19 protein-coding genes and 2 pseudogenes are annotated in these 23684 nt (G+C 67.2%); 11 read left to right on the forward strand and 10 right to left on the reverse strand.

The genetic code is table 11. The features are described from left to right. From muxC to HMPREF2924_RS16305, 3 genes and pseudogenes are all read left to right on the forward strand, one after another. Positions 1–1910 (forward strand): annotated as a pseudogene (muxC, locus tag HMPREF2924_RS16295) (multidrug efflux RND transporter permease subunit MuxC); the annotation flags it as partial. Further along, entirely contained in the window at positions 1907–3403 is a 1497-nt protein-coding gene (gene opmB / locus HMPREF2924_RS16300; protein ID WP_003089909.1) for a multidrug efflux RND transporter outer membrane subunit OpmB, read from the forward strand. The pseudogene muxC and the gene opmB, both read left to right, overlap by 4 nt. Before the next feature lie 112 nt (positions 3404–3515). Next, entirely contained in the window at positions 3516–3770 is a 255-nt protein-coding gene (locus HMPREF2924_RS16305) for a hypothetical protein (RefSeq protein WP_003111752.1), read from the forward strand. Between the two features lie 8 nt (positions 3771–3778). On the opposite strand, the gene HMPREF2924_RS16310 is transcribed toward HMPREF2924_RS16305, so the two are convergent. Together HMPREF2924_RS16310 and HMPREF2924_RS16315 are read right to left on the reverse strand one after the other, a co-directional pair. Continuing rightward, positions 3779–5197, reverse strand: coding sequence for a sensor histidine kinase (locus HMPREF2924_RS16310; RefSeq protein ID WP_003089902.1), 1419 nt, complete (start codon positions 5195–5197; stop codon positions 3779–3781). Further along, on the reverse strand, positions 5194–5868 hold the full coding sequence (locus tag HMPREF2924_RS16315; RefSeq protein WP_003089900.1) for a heavy metal response regulator transcription factor: 675 nt from the start codon (positions 5866–5868) through the stop codon (positions 5194–5196). The genes HMPREF2924_RS16310 and HMPREF2924_RS16315 overlap by 4 nt, the downstream gene beginning before the upstream one ends. Positions 5869–6380: 512 nt before the next feature. On the opposite strand from HMPREF2924_RS16315, the gene HMPREF2924_RS16320 reads away from it, so the two are divergent. From HMPREF2924_RS16320 to HMPREF2924_RS16355, 8 genes are all read left to right on the forward strand, one after another. Further along, positions 6381–7667, forward strand: a complete 1287-nt coding sequence (locus tag HMPREF2924_RS16320) for a TolC family protein (RefSeq protein WP_003113317.1) — start codon at positions 6381–6383, stop codon at positions 7665–7667. Between the two features lie 52 nt (positions 7668–7719). Continuing rightward, positions 7720–9174 carry an efflux RND transporter periplasmic adaptor subunit gene (locus HMPREF2924_RS16325; RefSeq protein WP_003109532.1) on the forward strand — a complete coding sequence of 485 codons (1455 nt, stop codon included), beginning with the start codon at positions 7720–7722 and terminating at the stop codon, positions 9172–9174. Between the two features lie 22 nt (positions 9175–9196). After that, a complete protein-coding gene (locus HMPREF2924_RS16330; RefSeq protein WP_003131290.1) occupies positions 9197–12352 on the forward strand; it encodes an efflux RND transporter permease subunit in 3156 nt (1051 codons plus the stop codon). Positions 12353–12558: 206 nt separating this feature from the next. Beyond that, positions 12559–13515, forward strand: a complete 957-nt coding sequence (locus tag HMPREF2924_RS16335; RefSeq protein WP_003109534.1) for an AraC family transcriptional regulator — start codon at positions 12559–12561, stop codon at positions 13513–13515. A gap of 116 nt (positions 13516–13631) precedes the next feature. Beyond that, positions 13632–14999 carry a benzoate 1,2-dioxygenase large subunit gene (benA, locus tag HMPREF2924_RS16340; protein ID WP_023094702.1) on the forward strand — a complete coding sequence of 456 codons (1368 nt, stop codon included), beginning with the start codon at positions 13632–13634 and terminating at the stop codon, positions 14997–14999. Next, positions 14996–15484 (forward strand): benzoate 1,2-dioxygenase small subunit, encoded by a 489-nt coding sequence (benB, locus tag HMPREF2924_RS16345; protein WP_003120077.1) that lies wholly within the window; start codon positions 14996–14998, stop codon positions 15482–15484. The genes benA and benB overlap by 4 nt, the downstream gene beginning before the upstream one ends. Before the next feature lie 33 nt (positions 15485–15517). Further along, entirely contained in the window at positions 15518–16531 is a 1014-nt protein-coding gene (gene benC, locus HMPREF2924_RS16350; protein ID WP_003109537.1) for a benzoate 1,2-dioxygenase electron transfer component BenC, read from the forward strand. A 25-nt stretch (positions 16532–16556) separates the two neighbouring features. Further along, positions 16557–17318: a 1,6-dihydroxycyclohexa-2,4-diene-1-carboxylate dehydrogenase gene (locus HMPREF2924_RS16355; protein WP_003113313.1), complete on the forward strand. Its 762-nt coding sequence runs from the start codon at positions 16557–16559 to the stop codon at positions 17316–17318. A 5-nt stretch (positions 17319–17323) separates the two neighbouring features. Here the strand turns inward: HMPREF2924_RS16355 and antC are convergent, their stop codons facing one another. From antC to HMPREF2924_RS16390, 8 genes and pseudogenes are all read right to left on the reverse strand, one after another. Further along, complete coding sequence (gene antC, locus HMPREF2924_RS16360) at positions 17324–18346, reverse strand: anthranilate 1,2-dioxygenase electron transfer component AntC (RefSeq protein ID WP_003131294.1); 1023 nt, start codon at positions 18344–18346, stop codon at positions 17324–17326. Positions 18347–18364: 18 nt separating this feature from the next. Continuing rightward, positions 18365–18856, reverse strand: coding sequence for an anthranilate 1,2-dioxygenase small subunit (antB, locus tag HMPREF2924_RS16365; protein WP_003131295.1), 492 nt, complete (start codon positions 18854–18856; stop codon positions 18365–18367). Next, positions 18853–20247 carry an anthranilate 1,2-dioxygenase large subunit gene (gene antA, locus HMPREF2924_RS16370; protein ID WP_003131297.1) on the reverse strand — a complete coding sequence of 465 codons (1395 nt, stop codon included), beginning with the start codon at positions 20245–20247 and terminating at the stop codon, positions 18853–18855. The genes antB and antA overlap by 4 nt, the downstream gene beginning before the upstream one ends. A gap of 338 nt (positions 20248–20585) precedes the next feature. Then, positions 20586–21380 (reverse strand): DNA adenine methylase, encoded by a 795-nt coding sequence (locus HMPREF2924_RS16375; protein ID WP_003094291.1) that lies wholly within the window; start codon positions 21378–21380, stop codon positions 20586–20588. Further along, positions 21350–21541 carry a Com family DNA-binding transcriptional regulator gene (locus HMPREF2924_RS34440; protein WP_071534095.1) on the reverse strand — a complete coding sequence of 64 codons (192 nt, stop codon included), beginning with the start codon at positions 21539–21541 and terminating at the stop codon, positions 21350–21352. Before HMPREF2924_RS34440 ends, HMPREF2924_RS16375 begins: the two co-directional genes overlap by 31 nt. 138 nt (positions 21542–21679) lie before the next feature. Then, positions 21680–21970 carry a hypothetical protein gene (locus HMPREF2924_RS16380; RefSeq protein WP_070700574.1) on the reverse strand — a complete coding sequence of 97 codons (291 nt, stop codon included), beginning with the start codon at positions 21968–21970 and terminating at the stop codon, positions 21680–21682. Further along, positions 21967–23115 carry a hypothetical protein gene (locus HMPREF2924_RS16385; RefSeq protein WP_003094288.1) on the reverse strand — a complete coding sequence of 383 codons (1149 nt, stop codon included), beginning with the start codon at positions 23113–23115 and terminating at the stop codon, positions 21967–21969. The genes HMPREF2924_RS16380 and HMPREF2924_RS16385 overlap by 4 nt, the downstream gene beginning before the upstream one ends. Further along, positions 23112–23684: pseudogene (locus HMPREF2924_RS16390) on the reverse strand (hypothetical protein); the annotation flags it as partial. The pseudogene HMPREF2924_RS16390 and the gene HMPREF2924_RS16385, both read right to left, overlap by 4 nt.

Below are 23684 nucleotides of genomic sequence, written 5' to 3' on the forward strand. Positions count from 1 at the left end.
TGGTGGACGACGCCATCGTGGTGGTGGAGAACATCGCCCGACGCATCGAGGAGGGCGATCCGCCGATCCAGGCGGCGATCACCGGCGCCCGCCAGGTCGGTTTCACCGTGTTGTCGATGACGCTCTCGCTGGTCGCGGTGTTCATCCCGCTGCTGCTCATGGGCGGCCTCACCGGGCGGTTGTTCCGCGAGTTCGCGGTGACTCTCTCGGCGGCGATCCTGGTGTCCCTGGTGGTATCCCTGACCCTCACGCCGATGCTCTGCGCGCGTCTGCTGCGTCCGCTGAAACGGCCCGAGGGCGCCTCCCTGGCGCGGCGCAGCGATCGCTTCTTCGCCGCCTTCATGCTGCGCTACCGCGCCAGCCTGGGCTGGGCGCTGGAGCACTCGCGGCTGATGGTGGTGATCATGCTGGCCTGCATCGCCATGAACCTCTGGTTGTTCGTGGTGGTGCCCAAGGGCTTCCTCCCGCAGCAGGACTCCGGGCGCCTGCGCGGCTACGCGGTGGCCGACCAGAGCATCTCGTTCCAGTCCCTGAGCGCGAAGATGGGCGAGTACCGCAAGATCCTCTCTTCCGATCCGGCGGTGGAAAACGTGGTCGGCTTCATCGGCGGCGGCCGCTGGCAGTCGAGCAACACCGGTTCGTTCTTCGTCACCCTCAAGCCGATCGGCGAACGCGACCCGGTGGAGAAGGTCCTCACCCGGCTGCGCGAGCGGATCGCCAAGGTGCCCGGCGCGGCGCTCTATCTCAATGCCGGCCAGGACGTGCGCCTGGGCGGCCGCGACAGCAACGCGCAGTACGAATTCACCCTGCGCAGCGACGACCTGACCCTGCTCCGCGAATGGGCGCCGAAGGTCGAGGCGGCGATGCGCAAGCTGCCGCAGCTGGTGGACGTCAACAGCGACTCCCAGGACAAGGGCGTGCAGACCCGCCTGGTGATCGACCGCGACCGTGCGGCGACCCTGGGGATCAACGTGGAAATGGTCGACGCGGTGCTCAACGACTCCTTCGGCCAGCGCCAGGTGTCGACCATCTTCAACCCGCTGAACCAGTACCGGGTGGTGATGGAGGTCGACCAGCAGTACCAGCAGAGCCCGGAGATCCTCCGCCAGGTCCAGGTGATCGGTAACGACGGCCAGCGCGTGCCGCTGTCCGCGTTCAGCCACTACGAACCGAGCCGGGCACCGCTGGAGGTCAACCACCAGGGCCAGTTCGCCGCCACCACGCTGTCCTTCAACCTGGCGCCGGGCGCGCAGATCGGCCCGACCCGCGAGGCCATCATGCAGGCCCTGGAGCCGCTGCACATCCCGGTGGACGTGCAGACCAGCTTCGAGGGCAACGCCGGCGCGGTGCAGGACACGCAGAACCAGATGCCCTGGCTGATCCTCCTGGCGCTGCTGGCGGTGTACATCGTCCTCGGCATCCTCTACGAGAGCTACGTGCACCCGCTGACCATCCTCTCGACCCTGCCTTCGGCCGGGGTCGGCGCGCTGCTCGCGCTGATCCTCTGCCGCAGCGAGCTGAGCCTGATCGCGCTGATCGGCATCATCCTGCTGATCGGCATCGTCAAGAAGAACGCGATCATGATGATCGACTTCGCCCTGGAGGCCGAGCGCAACCACGGCCTGAGCCCGCGCGAGGCGATCCTCGAGGCCTGCATGATGCGCTTCCGGCCGATCATGATGACCACCCTGGCCGCCTTGCTCGGCGCCTTGCCGCTGATCTTCGGCATCGGCGGCGACGCCGCGTTGCGCCGGCCGCTGGGCATCACCATCGTCGGCGGGCTGATCGGCAGCCAGTTGCTGACCCTGTACACCACCCCGGTGGTCTACCTCTATCTCGACCGCCTGCGCCACTGGGTCAACCAGAAACGCGGCGTACGCACGGACGGTGCGCTGGAGACACCCCTATGAAACACACCCCCTCGTTGCTCGCCCTGGCCCTGGTCGCCGCCCTCGGCGGCTGCGCCATCGGCCCCGACTACCAGCGACCGGACCTGGCGGTGCCCGCCGAATTCAAGGAAGCCGAAGGCTGGCGCCGCGCCGAGCCGCGCGACGTGTTCCAGCGCGGCGCCTGGTGGGAGCTGTACGGCGACCAGACCCTGAACGACCTGCAGATGCACCTGGAACGTTCCAACCAGACCCTGGCCCAGTCGGTGGCGCAGTTCCGCCAGGCCGAGGCGCTGGTGCGCGGCGCGCGAGCCGCGTTCTTCCCGTCGATCACCGGCAACGTGGGCAAGACCCGCAGCGGCCAGGGCGGCGGCGATAGCACCGTGTTGCTGCCGGGAGGCTCGACGGTGAGCAGCGGCGGCTCTGGCGCGATCAGTACCAGCTACTCGACCAACCTCAGTGTCAGCTGGGAGGTCGACCTCTGGGGCAAGCTGCGCCGGCAACTGGAGGCCAACCAGGCGAGCCTGCATGCCAGCGCCGCCGACCTCGCCGCGGTGCGCCTCAGCCAGCAGTCGCAACTGGCGCAGAACTACCTGCAACTGCGGGTGATGGACGAACAGATCCGCCTGCTCAACGACACGGTGACGGCCTACGAGCGTTCGCTGAAGGTGGCCGAGAACAAATACCGCGCCGGCATCGTCACCAGGGCCGACGTGGCCCAGGCCCGCACCCAGCTGAAAAGCACCCAGGCCCAGGCCATCGACCTGAAGTACCAGCGCGCCCAGCTGGAGCACGCCATCGCCGTGCTGGTCGGCCTGCCGCCGGCGCAATTCAACCTGCCGCCGGTGGCGAGCGTGCCGAAGCTGCCGGACCTGCCGGCAGTGGTGCCGTCGCAATTGCTCGAACGACGGCCGGACATCGCCTCGGCGGAACGCAAGGTGATTTCCGCCAATGCCCAGATCGGCGTGGCCAAGGCCGCCTATTTCCCCGACCTCACCCTGAGCGCCGCCGGCGGCTACCGCAGCGGCAGCCTGAGCAACTGGATCAGCACGCCGAACCGCTTCTGGTCGATCGGCCCGCAGTTCGCCATGACCCTGTTCGACGGCGGCCTGATCGGCTCCCAGGTGGACCAGGCCGAGGCGACCTACGACCAGACCGTGGCGACCTACCGGCAGACCGTGCTCGACGGTTTCCGCGAGGTGGAGGACTACCTGGTGCAATTGAGCGTCCTCGACGAGGAGAGCGGGGTGCAGCGCGAAGCCCTGGAGTCGGCCCGCGAGGCACTGCGCCTGGCCGAGAACCAGTACAAGGCCGGCACCGTCGACTACACCGACGTGGTCACCAACCAGGCCACCGCGCTGAGCAACGAACGCACCGTGCTGACCCTGCTCGGCAGCCGCCTGACCGCCAGCGTCCAGTTGATCGCGGCAATGGGCGGCGGCTGGGACAGCGCCGACATCGAGCGGACCGACGAGCGGCTCGGCCGGGTCGAGGAGGGCCTGCCGCCTTCGCCCTGAGTTCTTCTCGCTGCCTGTTCCTGACGAATGCCTTTCCCCGCTATTGCGCTTGCATGACACACCGCCGTCCGCGTCTCGGCTAGAGTGCGGCGGCGGATGTGGAGGTGAATACGTGTCGGGGAAGTTTCCGGAAAAGCCCTCGCGCCGAGGCTACTGGCTCGGCTGGTTGTGCCGCCTGGCCATGCTTGGCGGCGTCGCCGCGATGTTCTGGGCGCTGCTGCAATGCTTCGTCCTGCTGCACGGCGATCCGCCGCTCCAGCGCGCCCCGCTGCGGACGCCCTGGACCCTGCTGGCGCTCGGCCTGGCGCTGTTCCTCGCCGGTTTCTGCGGCGAGTACCGGCTGTGGCGGCGCCGCGCCGGTTGCTGAAACCGGCGTCAGGCAGCGCCCGTCGAAGGGAACAGCAGGCGCAGGTGGGTCTTCTGCTGCGGTACGCTTTCCGCTTCGGCGCGGCCGCCGTGGTAGGCCATGATCGATTGCACGATGGCCAGTCCCAGGCCGGTGCCGGCCTGGGCTCCAGTCTGGCGTCCGGCGCGGCGGTAGAAGCGCTCGAACAGGTGCGGCAGGTACTCCGGTGGGATGCCCGGGCCGTCGTTGCTGACCCTCACCTCGGTGTGCCCCGCGCGCTCCCCGATCCGCACGTCGATGCGCCCGCCTTGCGGGGTGTGGCGCACGGCGTTGGACACCAGGTTGGAAATGGCGCGCTGGATCATCAGGTTGTCGCCGTGGGCGAAGCCGCTGCCGGACAGGCGCAGTTCGACGCCCTTGTCCTCGGCGACCATCTCGTACAGGTCGATGACCTTGGCCGCCTGCTCGTGCAGGGCGACGCAGCCGAACTGGGCCTGGATCGCCGGGTTGTCCACCTGCACCAGGAACAGCATGTCGGTGACGATCCGCGACAGCCGCTCCAGTTCCTCGGCATTGGACTCCAGGGCTTCGCGGTATGCCGCGCTGTCGCGATGCTGGCTGAGCAGCACCTGGTTGCGCACCAGCAGGTTGCAGATCGGCGCGCGCAGTTCGTGGGCCAGGTCGTCGGAAAACTGCGAGAGCTGGCGTACGCCATCCTCGAGGCGGCCGAGCATGTGGTTGAAGCTGCGGGCCAGGCTGTCCAGCTCGCGCGGCAGGTTCTGCTCGGGGATGCGGTAGGAGAGATCCTGCGGGCTGACCTGGGCGGCCACCCGGCGGAAGCGGTTCAACGGTTCGAGGCCGGCACGCACCACCCACCAGGCGGCCAGGGCGATCAGTGGCAGGAGGAAGGGCAGGGCCAGCAGGGTGGCGCGGAGGAAACCGTCGAGCAGGCGCTCGTCGGCGTTGCGCTCGCTGCTCAGCAACACCTGTACCGGGGTGCCGTTCTTCATGCGCATGGAAGCGCCGATGCTCAGCAGGCGCTGGTCGTTGCCGGTGCTCCAGCTCTGGAACACCGGCTGGCGGGCATCCGCCTGCAAGCGGGCGAGAAGCGCGCGGTTGGCCGCGACGCTGGCCGCGGCCTGGTCGCCGAAGCTCATCAGCGGCTGGCCGCTGCGGCTGTCGAGAATGCTCAGGTGCAGGCCGCTGTGAGCCACCAGTTGGTCCTGCAGGGCATGCGCCTGTACGGCCGGGTCGCTGCGCAGGTCGAGATCGTCCTCCAGGCTGTGGCGGATCTGCTCCAGCTTCAATTGCAGGTTTTCCCGCTCGCGGGCTTCCAGCTCGCGGCCGAGGTTCCAGTGCGCCATCGCGCCGAGCGCCAGGGCCAGCAGCGCGCCGAGGGCGCCGACCAGCAGGGCCAGGCGCAGCGACAGTCGGCCTGGTGGCGTCATCGGCGCGCTTCCAGGACGTAGCCGACGCCGCGAATGGTATGGATCAGCTTGAGGTCGAAGCCGTCGTCGATCTTCGCCCGCAGGCGGCAGATGGCGACTTCCACCACGTTGGAGTCGTTGTCGAAGTTCATGTCCCAGATCAGCGAGATGATCTGCGTCCGGGTGATGACGTCGCCGTTGCGCCGCATCAGCAGGTGCAGCAGGGCGAACTCCTTGGTCGTCAGGTTGATCCGCACCCGGCCGCGGAAGGCCCGGTGGCGGCTGGCGTCTAGCTCCAGGTCGGCGACCCGCAGGACGTCCTGCATCGGTGCCTGGTCGTGGCGGCGCAGCAGCGAGCGGACCCGCGCCAGCAGTTCGGGGAACTGGAACGGCTTGACCATGAAGTCGTCGGCGCCGAGATCGAGGCCGCGCACCTTGTCGGTCAGCCTGCCATGCCCGGTGAGCATCATCACCCGCGCGCTGCTGCGTTCGCGCAGGCGGCGGAGCAGGTCCCAGCCGTCGATGCCGGGCAGGTTGACGTCGAGGATCACCAGTTCGTAAGGGTGTTGCAAGGCCATGTGCAGGCCGTCGATGCCATCGTTGGCGCGGTCGACGATGTAGCCGCTTTCGGTCAGGCCCTGGTGCAGGTAGTCGGCAGTCTTGACTTCATCTTCGATAATAAGGATGCGCATGTTCGCCCCTATATAAAGTATGGATTCATTTGCAAGTAAATGTTTAAGTGCATTGCTATAAAGTTACATTGCGGGCGTTGCCTGGATAGAATCCTGGAAATGTAATTTCATATCGTTGCGCTGCTTCGATGATAATTATCGAATGACCGGGTAGTTCTCCCGGGAGTCCGCCTGAGAACTTTGGAAATGTCCGCGGCGCAAGCACCGCTGGGCGTGAGGGGCAATGCCTTTTGTAAGCGCATGTTGCTTTTGTCCCTATGTTTCATCCAACTATTGCCAGTCTCTTCGAAGGTTGCCGAAGTGTAACCGCTAATTGTCCGTGGAGAATATTCATTACCGACTTGTAATTCTTCCGTCACCTTGCCGATAAGCCCCGCTACCTAACATCTGCCGCATCCCGGAAGTGCAACTTCGAATATCGCCGGCGAGATATCGCCGATGAACGGTTGCGTGGTTCCGGGCCGGTAATGGATCGCCGTCGCCGACGACGATCAGCAGACGAGGAGCGGAACATGCCGATACTTCGGCCACTGGCCAGCGCGGGGAAACGCGCCTGCTGGCTACTGATGGGACTCTGCCTGGGCCTGCCGGCCCTGGCGAACGAGGCGCCGGTGAGTTTCAACGGCACTTCGATCAGCCTCGAGCAGGCGTTGGAGCGGGCCCTGCGGAGCAACCCCGAGCTGGCGGCGGTGGGGCGCGAGACCGAGATCGCCAGCGGCGCGCGGCAGCAGGCCGGGCTGATCCCCAACCCGGATCTGTCCTGGAGCGTCGAGGACACCCGCCAGGGCAATCGCCAGACCAGCGTCAGCATCGCCCAGCCGCTGGAGCTGGGCGGCAAGCGCGGTGCGCGGGTGGAGGTGGCGAAACGCGGCAGCGAGATCGCCTGGACCCAACTGGAAGTCCGTCGCGCCGAACTGCGCGCCCAGGTCCGCGGCGCCTACTACGCGGCGCTGACCGCGCAGGAGCGGGTGCGCCTGGCGAAGACCTCCCTGGACCTGGCCAGGCGCGCGCTGCAGGCCGCCGACCGACGGGTCAAGGCCGGCAGCATCTCCTCGGTGGAACGGGTTCGCGCCCAGGTCCTGGCGGACAACGCCCAGCTCGACCTGAGCCAGGCGGAGCTGGAGCAGCAGCGCACCTATGTGCAGCTGTCGAGCACCTGGGACGAGCCGCAGCCAGGCTTCGCCAGGGTCGGCGGCGCGCTCGACGCGGTGCCGGCGAGCATCACCCGTGGCGCCTTGCTGCGCCATCTCGACGAGTCGCCGACTCTGCGCCTGGCGGCCCAGGAGGTAGCGCGCGGCGAGGCCCAGGTCGACCTGGAGAAGCGCCAGCGCATCCCCAACCTGACGGTCAGCATCGGCAGCAAGTACGACCAGACCGCCCGCGACGGACGTGGCGAACGGGTCAACCTGATCGGCCTGTCGATGCCGCTGCCGCTGTTCGACCGCAACCAGGGCAACATCTACGCCGCCCAGAGCCGCGCCGACCAGGCCCGCGACCTACAGCGCGCGACCCTGCTGCGCCTGCGCAGCGAAGCGGTACAGGCCTACGACCAGTTGCGCACCTCGGAACAGGAGCTGGCGCTGGTCCGTCGCGACCTGCTGCCCGGCGCACAGAGCGCGCTGGACTCGATGACCCGCGGCTTCGAGATGGGCAAGTTCAACTTCCTCGACGTGCTCGACGCCCAGCGCACCCTGGTCGGCGTCCGTGCCCAGTACGTGCGCGCGCTGGACGCCGCGGCGCAGGCGCGGGTGAGCATGGAGCGCCTGCTCGGCGAAGACATCGGCCACCTCGGCCAGTGAGATTTCCGGGGCGGGCCGCCGGCGCGCCCCCCGAACGGTTCGGGAGAACAGAATGGGCAAGAAGACGATTATCGCGGTGACCGCACTGGCACTGCTCGGCCTGGGCGGCGGCGCCTACCTGGAGCTGGGCGGCAAGGCGCCGGCCGGCGCCGGCGAAGCGGCCGCTGAGGGCGAGGGCAGCGGGCCGCGCGGCGGCATGTTGTTGCGCCAGGGCGACCTGACCCTGGAACTGCTGGTGCCGGAGGACGGCAGCCCGCTCAAGGCCTGGGTCGAGCGCGGCGGCAAGGCGCTGGCGCCGCAGGAGGTGGTCCTCGGCGCGGACGTCGAGCGTGCCACCGGCGAGGTCGAGGACCTGCTGTTCAAGGCCAGCGGCGATGGCCTGGTGGCCAATGCCGGGATCGCCGAGCCGCATGCCTTCACCGCGCGCCTCAAGCTGATGGCCGGCAAGCAGGGCTACGACTTCGCCTTCACCCGCGAGGAGGGCAAGCTGGAGCTGGATGCCGAGCAGATCGAGGCCGCCGGCATCACCCTCGATACGGCGCGGACGATCAGCCTGGCCCAGGTGGTCTCGCTGCCCGGCGAGATCCGCTTCAACGAGGACCGCACCGCGCATATCGTCCCGCGTCTGCCGGGGATCGTCGACAGCGTGCCGGCCAATCTTGGCCAGGCGGTGAAGCAGGGCGAGCTGCTGGCGGTGATCAGCAGCCCGCAGTTGTCCGACCAGCGCAGCGAATTCGCCGCCGCCCAGCGCCGCCTGAGCCTGGCGCAGAGCACCTACAAGCGCGAGCAGCAGCTGTGGAAGGAGGGCATTTCCGCCGAGCAGGAATTCCTGCTCGCCCGCCAGGGTTTGCAGGAAGCCGAGATCGCGCTGAACAACGCGCGGGCGAAGATCGCCGCGCTCGGCGGCAATCCCAGCCTGCAGGGCGGCAACCGCTACGAGCTGCGCGCGCCGTTCGCCGGGGTGCTGGTGGAAAAGCACCTGACCCAGGGCGAGCCGGTGGACGGCACCGCCAACGTCTTCACCCTGTCCGACCTGTCCTCGGTCTGGGCCACCTTCAACGTGCCCGCGCAACTGCTCGGCCAGGTCCGCGTCGGCAGCAAGGTCAAGGTGCTCGCCCAGGCGCTGGATAGCGAGGTGGAGGGCACCGTGTCCTACATCGGCGACCTGCTCGGCGAGCAGACCCGCGCGGCCACCGCCCGGGTCACCCTGAGCAACCCCGAGAGCACCTGGCGCCCGGGCCTGTTCGTTTCCGTGCAGGTGGCCGAGGCGACCCGCAAGGAAGTCCTGACGGTCGCCGACGGCGCGGTGCAGAACGTCGACGGCGAGGACGTGGTGTTCGTCCGCGTGGCCGACGGCTTCGTGGTCCAGCCGGTCAAGCTGGGCATCAGCGACGGCCAGCGCGTCGAGGTCCTCGAGGGCCTGCGCGCCGGCAGCCAGGTCGCCGCCAGCGGCAGCTTCATCCTCAAATCCGAACTGGGCAAGGGCTCGGCGGAACACGGTCACTGAGTCCCGCTCCAGGAGTCTTCGCATGTTCGAACGCATCATCCAATTCGCCATCGAGCAACGCTGGCTGGTCCTGCTGGCGGTGCTGGGGATGGCCGGGGTCGGCATCGGCAGCTACCAGAAGCTGTCCATCGACGCGGTCCCGGACATCACCAACGTCCAGGTGCAGATCAATACCGCCGCCCCCGGCTACTCGCCGCTGGAAGTGGAGCAGCGGATCACCTACCCGGTGGAGACCGTCATGGCCGGCCTGCCGGGTTTGCAGGAAACCCGTTCGCTGTCGCGGCCGGGGATTTCCCAGGTGACGGTGATCTTCGAGGAAGGCACCGACATCTACTTCGCCCGCCAGCAGGTCAACGAACGCCTGAGCACGGCGCGCGAGCAACTGCCGGAAGACATCTCGCCGACCCTCGGGCCGATCTCCACCGGTCTCGGCGAGATCTACCTGTGGACGGTAGAGGCCGAGGAGGGCGCGACCAAGGAGGACGGCAGCGCCTACACGCCCACCGACCTGCGCACCATCCAGGACTGGATCATCCGTCCGCAGTTGCGCAACGTGAAGGGCGTGGCCGAGATCAACACCATCGGCGGCTACGCCAAGCAATTCCTCATCGCCCCGGATCCGAAGAAGCTCGCGGCCTACAAGCTGACCCTCGGCGACCTGCAGAACGCCGTGCTGCGCAACAACGAGAACGTCGGCGCCGGCTACATCGAGCGGCGCGGCGAGCAGTTGCTGATCCGCGCGCCGGGCCAGGTCAAGGACATGGACGATATCCGCGGGATCATCGTTTCCAACGTCGACGGCGTGCCGATCCGTATCCGCGACGTCGCCGAGGTCGGCCTGGGCAAGGAGCTGCGCACCGGCGCGGCCACCGAGAACGGCCGCGAAGTGGTGCTCGGCACGGTGTTCATGCTGATCGGCGAGAACAGCCGGGAAGTGGCCCAGGCGGTCGGCCAGCGCCTGGAGGAGATCAACCGGACCCTGCCCAAGGGAGTCAAGGCGATCACCGTCTACGACCGCACCACCCTGGTGGACAAGGCCGTGGCCACGGTGAAGAAGAACCTGGTGGAAGGCGCGGCGCTGGTGATCGCGGTGCTCTTCCTGTTCCTCGGCAATATCCGCGCGGCGCTGATCACCGCCACCATCATCCCGCTGTCGATGCTGTTCACCTTCACCGGGATGGTCGGCAACAGGGTCAGCGCCAACCTGATGAGCCTCGGCGCGCTGGACTTCGGCATCATCGTCGACGGCGCCGTGGTGATCGTCGAGAACGCCATCCGCCGCCTGGCCCACGCCCAGGCCCACCACGGCCGCCAGCTGACCCGCGCGGAACGTTTCCACGAGGTCTTCGCCGCGTCCAGGGAGGCGCGCCGGGCGCTGATCTTCGGCCAGATCATCATCATGGTGGTGTACCTGCCGATCTTCGCCCTCACCGGGGTCGAGGGGAAGATGTTCCACCCGATGGCGTTCACCGTGGTCACCGCGCTGCTTGGCGCGATGATCCTCTCGGTGACCTTCGTCCCGGCGGCGATCGCGCTGTTCATCACCGGCAAGGTCAAGGAGGAGGAGAACTTCGTCATGCGCCGCGCGCGTCTGGCCTACGAACCGGCGCTGCGCTGGGTGCTCGGACACCGCGCGCTGGTGGTCGGCGGTGCCCTCGGCGCGATCCTGCTCACCGGGCTGGTGGCCTCGCGGATGGGCAGCGAGTTCATTCCCAGCCTCAGCGAGGGCGACTTCGCCATGCAGGGCCTGCGGGTGCCGGGCACCAGCCTGACCCAGTCGGTCGAGATGCAGCAGACCCTGGAGAAGAAGCTGATGGGCAAGTTCCCGGAGATCGAGCGGGTCTTCGCCCGCACCGGGACCGCCGAGATTGCCTCCGACCTGATGCCGCCGAACGCCTCCGACAGCTACGTGATGCTCAAGCCGCAGAGCCAGTGGCCGGACCCGAAGAAGTCGCGGGAGGCGCTGCTGGAAGAATTGCAGGCCGCGGCCCTTGAGGTGCCGGGCAGCGTCTACGAGTTCTCCCAGCCGATCCAGTTGCGCTTCAACGAACTGATCTCCGGGGTGCGCAGCGACGTCGCGGTGAAGGTCTTCGGCGACGACATGCAGGTGCTCAACGACACTGCGGAGAAGATCTCCAAGGTGCTGCAAAGCATCGACGGCGCCTCCGAGGTGAAGGTCGAGCAGACCACCGGCCTGCCGGTGCTGACGGTGGACATCGACCGCGACAAGGCGGCACGCTTCGGCCTCAATGTCGGCGACATCCAGGACACCGTGGCCACCGCTCTCGGCGGACGCAATGCCGGTACCCTGTTCGAGGGCGACCGCCGCTTCGACATCGTCATCCGCCTGCCGGAAACCCTGCGCGCCGACCTGCCGGCACTGTCCAACCTGCTGATCCCGCTGCCGCCGAACAACCTGGCGCGGATCGACTTCATCCCGCTGTCGGACGTGGCGCGCCTCGACCTCTCGCCGGGACCGAACCAGATCAGCCGGGAGAACGGCAAGCGGCGCATCGTGGTCAGCGCCAACGTGCGCGGTCGCGACATCGGCTCGTTCGTGCTGGAAGCGCAACAGAAGCTGCAGGACGGGGTGAAGATCCCGGCCGGCTACTGGACCACCTGGGGCGGCCAGTTCGAACAGTTGCAGTCCGCCGCCAAGCGCTTGCAGGTAGTGGTGCCGGTGGCGCTGCTGCTGGTGTTCACCTTGCTCTTCGCCATGTTCAACAACGTCAAGGACGGCCTGCTGGTGTTCACCGGCATCCCCTTCGCCCTCACCGGCGGGGTGCTGGCCCTGTGGCTGCGCGGGATACCGCTGTCGATCTCGGCGGCGGTGGGTTTCATCGCCCTGTCCGGGGTGGCGGTGCTCAACGGCCTGGTGATGATCTCCTTCATCCGCAACCTGTTGCAGGAAGGACGCAGCCTCGACCAGGCGGTGTGGGAGGGCGCCATCACTCGCCTGCGTCCGGTACTGATGACCGCCCTGGTGGCGTCCCTCGGTTTCGTGCCGATGGCCCTGGCCACCGGCACCGGCGCCGAGGTGCAGCGGCCGCTGGCGACGGTGGTGATCGGCGGCATCCTGTCCTCGACCATGCTGACCCTGCTGGTGCTGCCGGTGCTCTATCGCTGGACCCACGGGCGCGACGCCGGACCGCGCGAGGAGACGCCGGCGGCCGGCTGAAGCGGGCGCGCAAGCGGGCCGGCAGGGGAAACCCTGGCGGCCCTTTTTCGTTGGCCGTTGGACGGATTCCGTTCGATTACCGCACGCGATTGCCGGCCCGGATTGTCGCCGGCGGAGGGCTTGCGTAGTGTGGGTGGACGTTCCGCGCCCGGCGCTTGGCGCCGCGCGACGATAACAACAACGATAGCAGCCTGAGTGTCCTGCCCATGAATGCCTCCTTGCTCAGCGAGCGCAGCCGGGTGTTCGAACGTGCCGACCCCTATGCGGTGTCCGGCTACGTCAACCGGCACGTCGGTACGCACTGCATACGCCTGCCGGCCGCCGGCAGGCCGCAAGCCAGCCTCGACCACCGCACCTTCGCCAGCCTCGACCTGTGCCGGATCAGCTACGGCGCGGCGGTACGGGTCACCTCGCCGGCGCTGGAAAGCATCTTCCACCTGCAGATCCTCCTGCGCGGCCACTGCCTGTGGCGCGGCGGCGGGCAGGAACACGCCCTGGCGCCGGGCGAGCTGTTGCTGATCAACCCGGACGATCCGGTCGACCTGACCTATTCGGCGGACTGCGAGAAATTCATCGTCAAGCTGCCCTGCGCGCTGCTCGAAGCGATCTGCGCCGAGCAGCGCTGGAGCCATCCGGCGCGCGGCGTGCGCTTCCTCGAACATCGCTATCGCCTGGACCAGCTGGAAGGCTTCGTCGGCCTGCTCGCCCTGGTCTGCCGCGAGGCCGAGTCCGGCGAGCGGCTGGCGCGGGTCGACAGCCACTTCGAGCAGATCCTCGGCAGCAAGCTGCTGACCCTGCTGAAGACCAACGTCAGCCGCGAGGACCCCGGCGATGCGCAGGTCGTCTTCGCCCGCCTCGATGCCTACATCCGCCGCCATCTGCAGAGCGAGATCGAGGTCGCGGCGCTGGCCGAGCAGGCGCACATGAGCACTCGCTCGCTGTACGCGCTGTTCGAGCGCCAGCTTGGCGAGAGCCCTCGGCAATACATTCGCCGGCTGCGCCTGGAGCGCATCCGCGCCTGCCTGGAAGACCCCGGCTGCCGGGTACGCAACCTCACCGAACTGGCCCTGGACTTCGGTTTCGCCCACCTCGGCCGCTTCGCCGAGCAATATCGCCGGCAGTTCGGCGAGCTGCCTTCGGAAACCCTGCGCCGGCGCGCCTAGCGCCGACCGCCACGGCGTGCAGGAATCGGCCAGCGATCCGCAGGCAACGGATATCCCCAGCAGCACGCGCTACCTAACCTGACCGGGCCTGAACAATAACAACGGAGGCCCCGGCCATGTCCCTGGGTAGCGATTACTTGCGTTCTCTGCTCGAGGAAGACCCCGAGCGCGGCGTCTACCGCTGCAAGCGGGAGATATTCACCGACCCACGCCTGTTCGAGCTGGAGATGAAGCACATCTTCGAGGGCAACTGGGTCTATCTCGCCCACGAAAGCCAGATTGCCGGAATCAACGACTACCTGACCACCCAGATCGGCCGCCAGTCGATCGTCATCGCGCGCAACCGCGACGGCCAGCTCAACGCCTTCATCAACGCCTGCAGCCACCGTGGCGCGATGCTCTGCCGGCACAAGAGCGGCAATCGCAGCAGCTATACCTGTCCGTTCCACGGCTGGACCTTCAACAACTCCGGCAAGCTGCTCAAGGTCAAGGACCCGGCCGAGGCCGGCTACCCGCAGGGCTTCAACTGCGAGGGCTCGCACGACCTGACCCGGGTGGCGCGCTTCGAGTCCTACCGTGGCTTCCTGTTCGGCAGCCTCAACCCCGATGTCAGGCCGCTGGCCGAGCACCTGGGCGAGTCGGCGAAGATCATCGACATGATCGTCGACCAGTCGCCGGAAGGCCTCGAAGTGCTGCGCGGCTCTTCCAGCTATGTCTACGAAGGCAACTGGAAGCTTACCGCCGAGAACGGCGCCGACGGCTACCACGTCAGTTCGGTGCACTGGAACTACGCGGCGACCCAGAGCCAGCGCCAGCAACGCGACGCCGCGGACCAGCCGCGGACCATGAGCGCCGCCGGCTGGGCCCGGCAGGGCGGCGGCTTCTACTCGTTCGAGCATGGCCACATGCTGCTCTGGAGTCGCTGGGCCAACCCCGAGGACCGGCCGGCCTTCGAGCGCCGCGCCGAGCTTGCCCGCGACTTCGGCGAGGCCCGCGCCGACTGGATGATCGAGAACTCGCGCAACCTCTGCCTGTACCCCAACGTGTACCTGATGGACCAGTTCAGCTCGCAGATCCGCATCGCCCGGCCGCTGTCGGTGGACCGCACGGAAATCACCATCTACTGCATCGCGCCGAAAGGCGAGAGCGCCGAGGCGCGCGCCCGGCGCATCCGCCAGTACGAGGACTTCTTCAACGTCAGCGGCATGGCCACCCCGGACGACCTGGAGGAGTTCCGTTCCTGCCAGCAGGGCTACCAGGGCAGCGTGGTCGGCTGGAACGACCTGTCGCGCGGCGCCGAACACTGGATAGAGGGCGCCGACGCGGCGGCCGCGGCCATCGACCTGCGGCCGCGCCTGAGCGGCGTGCGCACCGAGGACGAAGGGCTGTTCGTATTGCAGCATCGCTACTGGCAGGAGGCGCTGCTCGCCGCCCTGGAACGCGAACGGACGCAGCGCGTGGCGCTGCGGGAGGTGGCGTCATGAGCCTGGGCTACGACGCCCTGCGCGATTTCCTCTACCGCGAGGCGCGCTATCTCGACGACAAGGATTGGGACGCCTGGCTGGCGTTGTACGCCGCGGACGCCAGTTTCTGGATGCCGTCCTGGGACGACCGCGACCAGCTCACCGAGGACCCGCAGCGGGAAATCTCGCTGATCTGGTACGGCAACCGCGGCGGCCTGGAGGACCGGGTATTCCGCATTCGCACCGAGCGCTCCAGCGCGACCCTGCCGGACACCCGCACCTCGCACAACCTGAGCAACATCGAACTGCTCGGCGAGGACGACGGCATCTGCCGCGCGCGCTGCAACTGGCACACCCTGAGCTATCGCTACAAGACCGTCGACAGCTACTTCGGCACCACCTTCTACGACCTCGACGTACGCGGCGAGAGTCCGCTGATCAAGGCCAAGAAAGTGATCCTGAAGAACGACTACGTTCGCCAGCTGATCGACGTCTACCACGTCTGACGCCCGCGCCGGCGGGCTGTCGAGGGACATGCCATGAACCATCGGATCGCACTCAACTTCGAAGACGGGGTGACCCGCTTCATCCATGCCGCGCCCGGCGAGACCGTGGCCGACGCGGCCTACCGCCAGGGCATCAACATCCCCCTGGACTGCCGCGACGGCGCCTGCGGCACCTGCAAGTGCCTGGCCGAGGCCGGGCGCTATGCGCTGGGCCAGGACTACATCGACGATGCCCTCAGCGCCGAGGAAGCCGCCCGCGGCTACGTGCTGACCTGCCAGATGCGCGCCGAAAGCGACTGCGTGCTGCGCGTGCCGGCGTCCTCGACCCTGTGCAGGACCGGCCAGGCGCGCTACGAGGCGCGCATCAGCGAAGTCCGGCAACTGTCGCCGAGCACCATCGGCCTGTCGCTGCGCGGCGAGGCGCTGGCCAGCCTGGCGTTCCTGCCCGGGCAGTACGTCAACCTCCAGGTGCCCGGCAGCGAGCAGCGCCGCGCCTACTCCTTCAGCTCGCTGGCGAAGGACGGCGAGGTCAGCTTCCTGATCCGCAACGTCCCCGGTGGGCTGATGAGCGGCTTCCTCAGTGGCACGGCCAGGGCCGGCGACAGCCTGGCGATGGACGGCCCGCTGGGCAGTTTCTACCTGCGCGAGATTCACCGGCCACTGCTGATGTTGGCCGGCGGCACCGGCCTGGCGCCGTTCACCGCGATGCTCGAACGGATCGCCGAGCAGGGCAGCGCGCACCCGCTGCACCTGGTCTACGGGGTGACCCACGACGTCGACCTGGTCGGGCTCGAGCGCCTGGAGGCGTTCGCCGAACGGATTCCCGGCTTCACCTGGAGCGCCTGCGTGGCCAGCGCCGACAGCGACTATCCGCGCAAGGGCTACGTGACCGAGCACATCGCCGCGCAGCACCTGCACGAGGGCGACGTCGACATCTACCTGTGCGGGCCGCCGCCGATGGTCGAGGCGGTCGAGCGCTACCTGCGCGAGCAGGGCGTGCGCCCGGCGAATTTCTACTACGAAAAGTTCGCCGCCAGCGCGGCCTGAACCCGAGCGAGCCAAGGAGCTTCCCATGAACGACAGATTCCGCGACAAGGTCGCCCTGGTCAGCGGCGCCGCCCAGGGCATCGGCCTGGGCGTGGCCCGGCGCCTGCTGGAGGAAGGCGCGCGGGTGGTGGCGGTGGACCGCTCCGAGCTGGTCCACGAATTGGCCGGCGACGCCTGCCTGTGCCTGACCGCCGACCTGGAGCGCTATGCCGAATGCCAGCGGGTACTGGAGCGGACCCTGGAGCGTTTCGGCCGGCTGGACATCCTGGTCAACAACGTCGGCGGCACCCTCTGGGCGAAGCCCTACCAGCACTACGCCGAGGACGAGATCGAGGCCGAGCTGCGGCGTTCGCTGCTGCCCACCTTGTGGTGTTGCCGCGCGGCGCTGCCGGCGATGCTGGGGCAGGGTAGCGGGGCGATCGTCAACGTCTCGTCGGTTGCCACCCGCGGGGTCAACCGGGTGCCCTATGGCGCCGCCAAGGGCGGGGTGAACGCGCTGACCGCCTGCCTGGCGTTCGAGACCGCCGACCAGGGCATCCGCGTCAACGCGGTGGCGCCGGGCGGCACCGACGCGCCGCCGCGAAGGATTCCGCGCAACGCCGCGGCGCAGAGCGAGGAGGAGCGGCGCTGGTATCGACAGATCGTCGAGCAGACCCTCGACAGCAGCCTGATGAAGCGCTACGGCAGCATCGACGAGCAGGTCGCGGCGATCCTTTTCCTCGCTTCCGACGAGGCGTCCTACATCACCGGCGTGACCCTGCCGGTAGCTGGCGGCGACCTCGGCTGAGCGCATCAGTCGCCGCTTTCGGTGAACTTCTCCAGGTACAGCCGCAGATGCTCCAGGGAGCGCTCGCGCAGCCACTGGCGGACCGCCTCGACCATCGGCGGCGGCCCGCACAGGTAGAGGTCGAAAGCTTCGTCGCGCAGGCGGGCGGCGTCGAAATGCTCGTGCAGGTAGCCGCGCCGGCCGTCCCAGTCGGCGTCCGCCTCGCTGAGCACCGGGACGAAGCGGAAGCCGGGAAGCCGCTCGGCGTAGCCGGCGATCCGCTGCAATTCGCAGAGATCGGCGGCGCGGCGTACCCCGTAGCAGAGATGCACCGGCCGCTCGCAGCCGCGCTCGGCCAGTTCGTCGAGCATGCCGAGGAACGCCGACAGGCCGGTGCCGCCGGCCACCAGCAGCAACGGGCGCTCCACCTGACGCAGGTAGAAGGTGCCCAGCGGCGCCTCGAAGCGGATCTCGTCGCCGACCCGGCAACCTTGGCGCAGGTAGTCGCTCATGGCGCCGCCCGGGAGCAGGCGGATGAGGAACTGCAGGTGGTTCTGCGGATTCGGCCGGTTGGCGAAGGAGTAGGCGCGCCGGCAGTCGCTGCCGGGTACTTGCAGGCGCGCGTACTGGCCGGGCAGGAAGTCCAACTGGCGGCCCGCGGCGCCGGCGTCGAGGCGGAGCAGCGCTGTGTCCTCGGAGAGCAGGCGCAGTTCGCGCACCACGCCGCTGTGCTCCTGGGCCGCGGCGGCGTGGCAGAGGGTCGAGGCGAAGTCGAAGTAGAAGGCCGCGTCGGAGCGCACCCGGGTCTGGCAGGCGAGCACCTTGCGCTGCTCCAGGTCGGCGGCGGAGAGGGTGTCCTCGTCGGCGTAGTCCAGGCTGTAGCTGCCCGCCTCGCAGCGGCCCATGCAGGTGCCGCAGACCCCTTCGCGGCAGTCCAGCGGCAGGTTGATGCCGTGGCGCAGGGCGGCGTCGAGGAGCAGGTCGTCGTGGCCGACGGGCAGGAACAGGGTCTTGCCGTCGGCGAAGCTGAGGGCGACTTTGTGATTCATCGTGACGGGGCCCGCCGTTCAGAGGTGGTAGAAGTCGAGGACCGAGTCGATCCGGTCGTTGAGCAGGACGATGTGCTTGCGCGCGATCAGCCAGGCCTCGCCATGGGGTTTCAGGCGGTAGGTGGCATGGCCGAAGAAGCTGCCGGTCTGGTCCAGGCGCTGGAACAGGGTCTGCCAGTTGACCCGCACTCGCAGCAGGCCTTCGCCTTCCTCGGCGATGCGCACGTTGCCGATCTGGTGCAGGGTGCGCGGCATCGGCACGGTGGACGCGGCCTTGCCGGTGCGGATACGGAACACCCGGTCTTCCAGGCCGGCACGGCTGGGGTAGTAGATCAGCGACATCTCGCGCTTCGGATCGCGGGTGTAGCGGTGCTCGGACTCCCACTGCGGCAGGTGGAACTCGCACTGTTCGTCGAACTGCGCGAGGTAGCCGTCCCAGTCCTGGGCATCGCAGAGTTCGGCGTGGCGGTAGAGGAACTGTTCGACGCGGTACTGCAGTCCGGCGTTCATGGGGTCACCTCCTTCGCGCGCAGGGCCAGGCGCTCCAGGCCGTCGAGGAGGAAGCGCCGCCAATGCGCGTGCTGGTTGACGTAGAGGCCTTCGTGGGTGATCTCGGTGCCGGTCAGCAGCGGCGCGATACCCAGCGCCTGGCTGTTCGGCGTCGCGCCTTCGAGCCACTTGCCGTGGCCGCGGGAGATGTCGCTCCAGCGCTCCAGGCGGGCCTGGAAGCCACGCTGGGCTTCGCGGAACTCCACCAGGTCGTCGGGCGTGCCCATCCCGGAGACGTTGAAAAAGTCCTCGAACTGGCGGATCCGGTTCTCCCGGTCGGCGTCCGACTCGCCCTTGACGCCGATGCACTGGCTGACGATCTCGGTACGGTTCCAGGCCAGCGGGCGGACGATGCGCAGCTGCGAGCTGATCTGGTCGATGACGAACAGGCTGGGGTAGAGATTGAGATTGCGCAGGCGATGCATCATCCACTCGGCGCGGGCCTGGCCGTATTCCGCCACCAGCCGCGGCATCACGCTGGCGTAGCCGGGGCGTACGGCGGGGTTGGGCATCTCGCTGAAGAGCACGCTGTGGCCGTTGGCGAAGGAGAACCAGCCGTCGTCGGTGGCCGCGTCGCCGGCGCCGAGCTTGCTGTAGTCAAGGGTGGCGGCCACGCCGCCACGCTCGGCCTCGACCTGCTGGCGGTGCTGCACGGTGGCTACGTAGTTGTAGTGCACTGTGCTGACGTGATAGCCGTCCAGGCCATTCTCGTTCTGCAGCTTCCAGTTGCCTTCGTAGGTGTAGGTGGAGGTGCCGGGCAACACTTCCAGCTCGCCGCTGGGAGACTGCGCCACCAGCATGTCGAGGAACACCCGGGCGTCGCCGAGGAAGTCCACCAGGTCGTCCTCGCCGGCGACGTCCAGGCTGACGAAGACGAATCCCCTGTAGCTCTGGATGCGCGCTTTCTTCAGGCCACGGGTGGCCTTGTCGAAGCCTTCCGGGTATTCGCCCGGCGCCTTGACCTTCACCAGCCGGCCGTCGTTCTTGTAGCACCAGGCATGGAACGGACAGGTGAAGGTCGACTGGTTGCCCTTGCCGACCCGCACCAGGGTCGCGCCGCGATGCTGGCAGGCGTTGACCAGCGCGTGCAACTGGCCGTTGCCGTCGCGGGTGACGATCAGCGGCTGGCGTCCGGCGCGCAGGGTGACGAAGTCGTGGGGCCTGGCCAGTTCGCTTTCGTGGCAGGCGTAGATCCAGTTCTTTTCGAAGATCAGCTCCATCTCCAGGTCGAACAGCTCCGGTTCGGTGAACATGTCCCGGGCGATGCGGAAGATGCCTTCCTCGGGACGGAAGTCGAGGCAGCCGCCGACATAGTCGCGCCACTGTTCGAGGCTTCTGCGGTTAGCGTTCATGCGTTCTCACCCTTGTGCGTTGTCGTTATGGGTGACCCATTCAACGGCCGCGAGCGGGGGCGGGCTATCCGCTTAGTCGACGATGCGCATCCCGAAAATGTGCGGCCGCCGAGGAGCGGCCGAGGGCCTCGCGGAGGGCTCGTTCCGGGTTCGAGCGGCGCTTGCGGCGGACGCTTTGTCCGGAAAGTCGGCGAACGCTATCCGGATAGTGGAGGATGCGGGGAGTCGGCCTTGCGCCGGCACATGCCTTGCATTTTGCTGTAGCGCCGCGCGAAATTCATCGGCCTGTTGCGCGATAAATCCAACGCGGCTCGTCTTTCAGTGGTGGAAAAGGAATTTCAGAATAGCCCGGCGGGTTCCGCCTGGATATCCCAACTGAAGATCAGAACCTCCCGCGCGTCACTCCCCTTGCCACCTCCGACCGTGTACCGGATGTCCGTCGCCTCGATGTGATAGTCGGTAAAGCAGCGTCGGATATCTGGATGGTCGTTCAGGCTGATGATTGCCTTCCCCTTCAACCGCTTCAGCATCTCAGCCATCTCCAGGTATTGCTCGAAGCCGAACGGCACGCCGTAGCCCTCAGTCTCCCAGTATGGCGGGTCCATGTAGAAGAGCGTGTGCTCGCGGTCGTAGCGCTTCATGCAGTCCTGCCAGGTCAGATGCTCGATGTACGTGTTACTCAGACGCAGGTGAGCGGCAGAGAGCGCCTCCTCGATCCGCAGCAGGTTGAGGCCTGGCGGTTGCGTGGTGGCCGTTCCGTAACTTTGGCCATCCACACGCCCGCCGAAGGCACTCTGCTGCAGGTAGTAGAACCTGGCCGCGCGTTGGATGTCGGTCAGGGTCTCCACGCGCGTCTCCTGCAGCCACTTGAATACCTGGCGAGAACTGAGTGCCCATTTGAATTGACGGACGAACTCCTCCAGGTGGTGCTGAACGACCCGGTACAGATTGACCAAGTCGCCGTTGACGTCGTTGAGAACCTCAACCTCTGCCGGCACCGGGCGGAGGAAAAACAGAGCAGCTCCTCCTGCGAACGGCTCTACATAGCAGGAGTGGCGTGGGAACAACTGGAAGATCCGATCGGCGAGCCGACGTTTGCCCCCTATCCAGGGGATGATGGGTTGGGCGGACATGATGCCTCCTGACGGCACGGGGCGCTCAGCGGCGCTATCAGGAGGCTCTCGGCCTTCAGGTGATTCAAGGTCCCGCATCGGGGACACTTGATTTGGATTTGATCGAATTGGCCGGCTCGGGCCAGCAGGCGGTTACAGCCGCCACAACGTATGTCTTTCATCCTCTGCAAAGCCTTTTCAGTTTTGCTAGGCTCGCCCAGCTCTCGCGAGAGTGGGAGGGCCTCGGTTGGCTTGCAGGCTGTCTCTGCTGGTCGACGCCTCGGACGGGAGTTGCCGCTCCCCTACGAGGCGCCCTCTCTTTACTCCGAGGGAAGTGGATACCGCGCCTTGATCGCCTGCACGGCCGCGACCCATGCCGCCAGGTCCGGCTCGGTACCAGCGGCTATGGCGTCAAACTCGGCCTCCAGGCGCAGCGGGTCAGACTCGGTGCGATAGGCCTGGCGGCGTAGCTCCTTGACCTCGGCGAGCACATCATCCGGGTGGAACGCCAGGTCGCCGACCGGGACGCCAGCGAGTGCTGCGGCCTCGTCCAGCGTGCCATCCCATTCCGCGAAGAACTCGCCTTTCAGTAGAACTCGTTTCATGGTCATGCGCTTGCTCCGTTGATTGTCAGGATGGGTGCAACGTGGATACCCGGATCGACGAGGCCACCGAACCACGCCGGGCATGCAAACGCGATCTGAGCCCCTGCGGATGCGTAGATGTACGGACACGCGTTGTCATAGCCGTTATATGACTGCATCGAGAATCGCAGATGCACCCATTGGCCTGCCGGCAGCACAACCCCTGGAGCAGCAACAGCGCCATTGATCCAAAGGCGATGGGTCGTATAAGGCGCCGACGAGATATGAGCTGAGCCGCTTTCGACTCGCAGCCACATGACCACCGTCGCCCACGCGCCCGCGTTGAAAACTGTCTTACTGCCGTTGGAGCAGCACAGATAGCGCGTAACCCCATCCGCGCCGGCCGAGCCGGTTGTTGTCTGCGATCCCGCCGTCAGAACGGTGGTGAAGAACTCGACGCCGTACCTTGAAACCGATGTCCAGGTGCGGCCCATTGCCGTGAGAAGTGCCTGTACCCTCGCATTGAGCGCCGGCCCCGCCCCGCCGTTCGTGCTGTTGTCGAACGAGAACTTGCCCCCATCTGCGAGGGCCGCGCCGTTCCAGCCATTGATGAAGGTGCTTGGAGTCCATGACGTTGTGAACATCGTATTCAGCGGATTGGCTGCGGTTCCCGCGAAGCGCCCCATGTCGGGCATCAGGTTCATGAACGGCAGAACGTTGAGTGCCGACTTCGCGGCAGATCCCAGCTCAGTCCAGGCGCCGCTTTCGCGGGCATATGCCTTTCCGTCGCTAGGCGCGTCCGACATACCGCCCACCAGCTCAGTCCAGGCGCTGCCGGAATACTCGTAGGTCTTGACCTGGCCGCTCGGCGTCGTCTCGTTCGCAACCTGCACCCGCCAGCCCAGTCGTGGCGGCATGTACTCCCAAATGGGCGTCGTCGCACCCGTTGCCCACCAGCGTGCAATTCGGTTCTGGTTCGCGCCGCTGCCGGTGAAAATGTAAGTGTCGCCCTCGGCCTGGCCGCTTGTGGGCAACGAGGCGACGCGCCCCTTGACGACCGGCTGGCGGAGGAAGTCGTCCCAGCGCCACATCCGAATCAGATCGCTGTAATGCCCTTCTCCCGGCAAGCCATTGATCAGCAGACCGGTATTCGGTCCCATATAAAGAGTCATTGTGCTACGCCTCCAAGTTCCTCGCCGAGGCGGAAGCCAAGGCCGTGTCGTTCGATTGTGATGTCGTGTTGCTGCCAGCTCTGCAGACCGTCGCGAACGCTGAACAGCACGATGTGCAGCACCGGCAGCAGCCCGTGCGCTATGTCGTCCTCGACCGGGTAAGTCCAGGTCGTGCCGGTGAGGCCGGTGTACGACTTCTTCAGGCTTGTGCCGCTGTAGATGCTCAGCGTGTATGTCGTGCCAGCCTCCAGCGAAATGCTGCTCGCAGACGAGTCAACCAGTTGGTCGGCCTGCAGCAGCCGGTTGCGGTGCGCCCAAGACACGGTCAGCACACCGTAGGTCTTAGTCGGATACGCAACACCGCACACAAGCACGCGGCCTGGCGCATAGGGCCGCGCCTGGCGCTGGTTCATTCGCAGTGAGTCGACCGGTGCCAGGTTCTCTGCGAGCGTCGCCGAGCTGGTACGGCTCAGCAGCTTTACTTGCACCGTCTCGCCGGTCACGTACTCACGCGTGTCCTCAGCCGTCCAGTCTTCATAGAACCAGATCAGCGCGCCGGCCTCATGCGG

Source organism: Pseudomonas sp. HMSC063H08, from assembly GCF_001813645.1.
GTDB classification, from domain to species: Bacteria; Pseudomonadota; Gammaproteobacteria; order Pseudomonadales; family Pseudomonadaceae; genus Pseudomonas; species Pseudomonas aeruginosa.

Excerpts from the sequence above, each read along its gene's own strand:
- HMPREF2924_RS16315 (WP_003089900.1), bottom strand. The coding sequence starts at position 5,868 with ATGCGCATCCTTATTATCGAAGATGAAGTCAAGACTGCCGACTACCTG.
- antC (WP_003131294.1), bottom strand. The coding sequence starts at position 18,346 with ATGAATCACAAAGTCGCCCTCAGCTTCGCCGACGGCAAGACCCTGTTC.
- antB (WP_003131295.1), bottom strand. The coding sequence starts at position 18,856 with ATGAACGCCGGACTGCAGTACCGCGTCGAACAGTTCCTCTACCGCCAC.
- HMPREF2924_RS16380 (WP_070700574.1), bottom strand. The coding sequence starts at position 21,970 with ATGACCATGAAACGAGTTCTACTGAAAGGCGAGTTCTTCGCGGAATGG.
- benA (WP_023094702.1), top strand. The coding sequence starts at position 13,632 with ATGTCCCTGGGTAGCGATTACTTGCGTTCTCTGCTCGAGGAAGACCCC.
- HMPREF2924_RS16375 (WP_003094291.1), bottom strand. The coding sequence starts at position 21,380 with ATGTCCGCCCAACCCATCATCCCCTGGATAGGGGGCAAACGTCGGCTC.
- antA (WP_003131297.1), bottom strand. The coding sequence starts at position 20,247 with ATGAACGCTAACCGCAGAAGCCTCGAACAGTGGCGCGACTATGTCGGC.
- HMPREF2924_RS16355 (WP_003113313.1), top strand. The coding sequence starts at position 16,557 with ATGAACGACAGATTCCGCGACAAGGTCGCCCTGGTCAGCGGCGCCGCC.
- HMPREF2924_RS16310 (WP_003089902.1), bottom strand. The coding sequence starts at position 5,197 with ATGACGCCACCAGGCCGACTGTCGCTGCGCCTGGCCCTGCTGGTCGGC.
- HMPREF2924_RS16320 (WP_003113317.1), top strand. The coding sequence starts at position 6,381 with ATGCCGATACTTCGGCCACTGGCCAGCGCGGGGAAACGCGCCTGCTGG.
- HMPREF2924_RS16385 (WP_003094288.1), bottom strand. The coding sequence starts at position 23,115 with ATGACTCTTTATATGGGACCGAATACCGGTCTGCTGATCAATGGCTTG.
- benC (WP_003109537.1), top strand. The coding sequence starts at position 15,518 with ATGAACCATCGGATCGCACTCAACTTCGAAGACGGGGTGACCCGCTTC.
- opmB (WP_003089909.1), top strand. The coding sequence starts at position 1,907 with ATGAAACACACCCCCTCGTTGCTCGCCCTGGCCCTGGTCGCCGCCCTC.
- HMPREF2924_RS16330 (WP_003131290.1), top strand. The coding sequence starts at position 9,197 with ATGTTCGAACGCATCATCCAATTCGCCATCGAGCAACGCTGGCTGGTC.
- HMPREF2924_RS34440 (WP_071534095.1), bottom strand. The coding sequence starts at position 21,541 with ATGAAAGACATACGTTGTGGCGGCTGTAACCGCCTGCTGGCCCGAGCC.
- HMPREF2924_RS16325 (WP_003109532.1), top strand. The coding sequence starts at position 7,720 with ATGGGCAAGAAGACGATTATCGCGGTGACCGCACTGGCACTGCTCGGC.
- HMPREF2924_RS16335 (WP_003109534.1), top strand. The coding sequence starts at position 12,559 with ATGAATGCCTCCTTGCTCAGCGAGCGCAGCCGGGTGTTCGAACGTGCC.
- benB (WP_003120077.1), top strand. The coding sequence starts at position 14,996 with ATGAGCCTGGGCTACGACGCCCTGCGCGATTTCCTCTACCGCGAGGCG.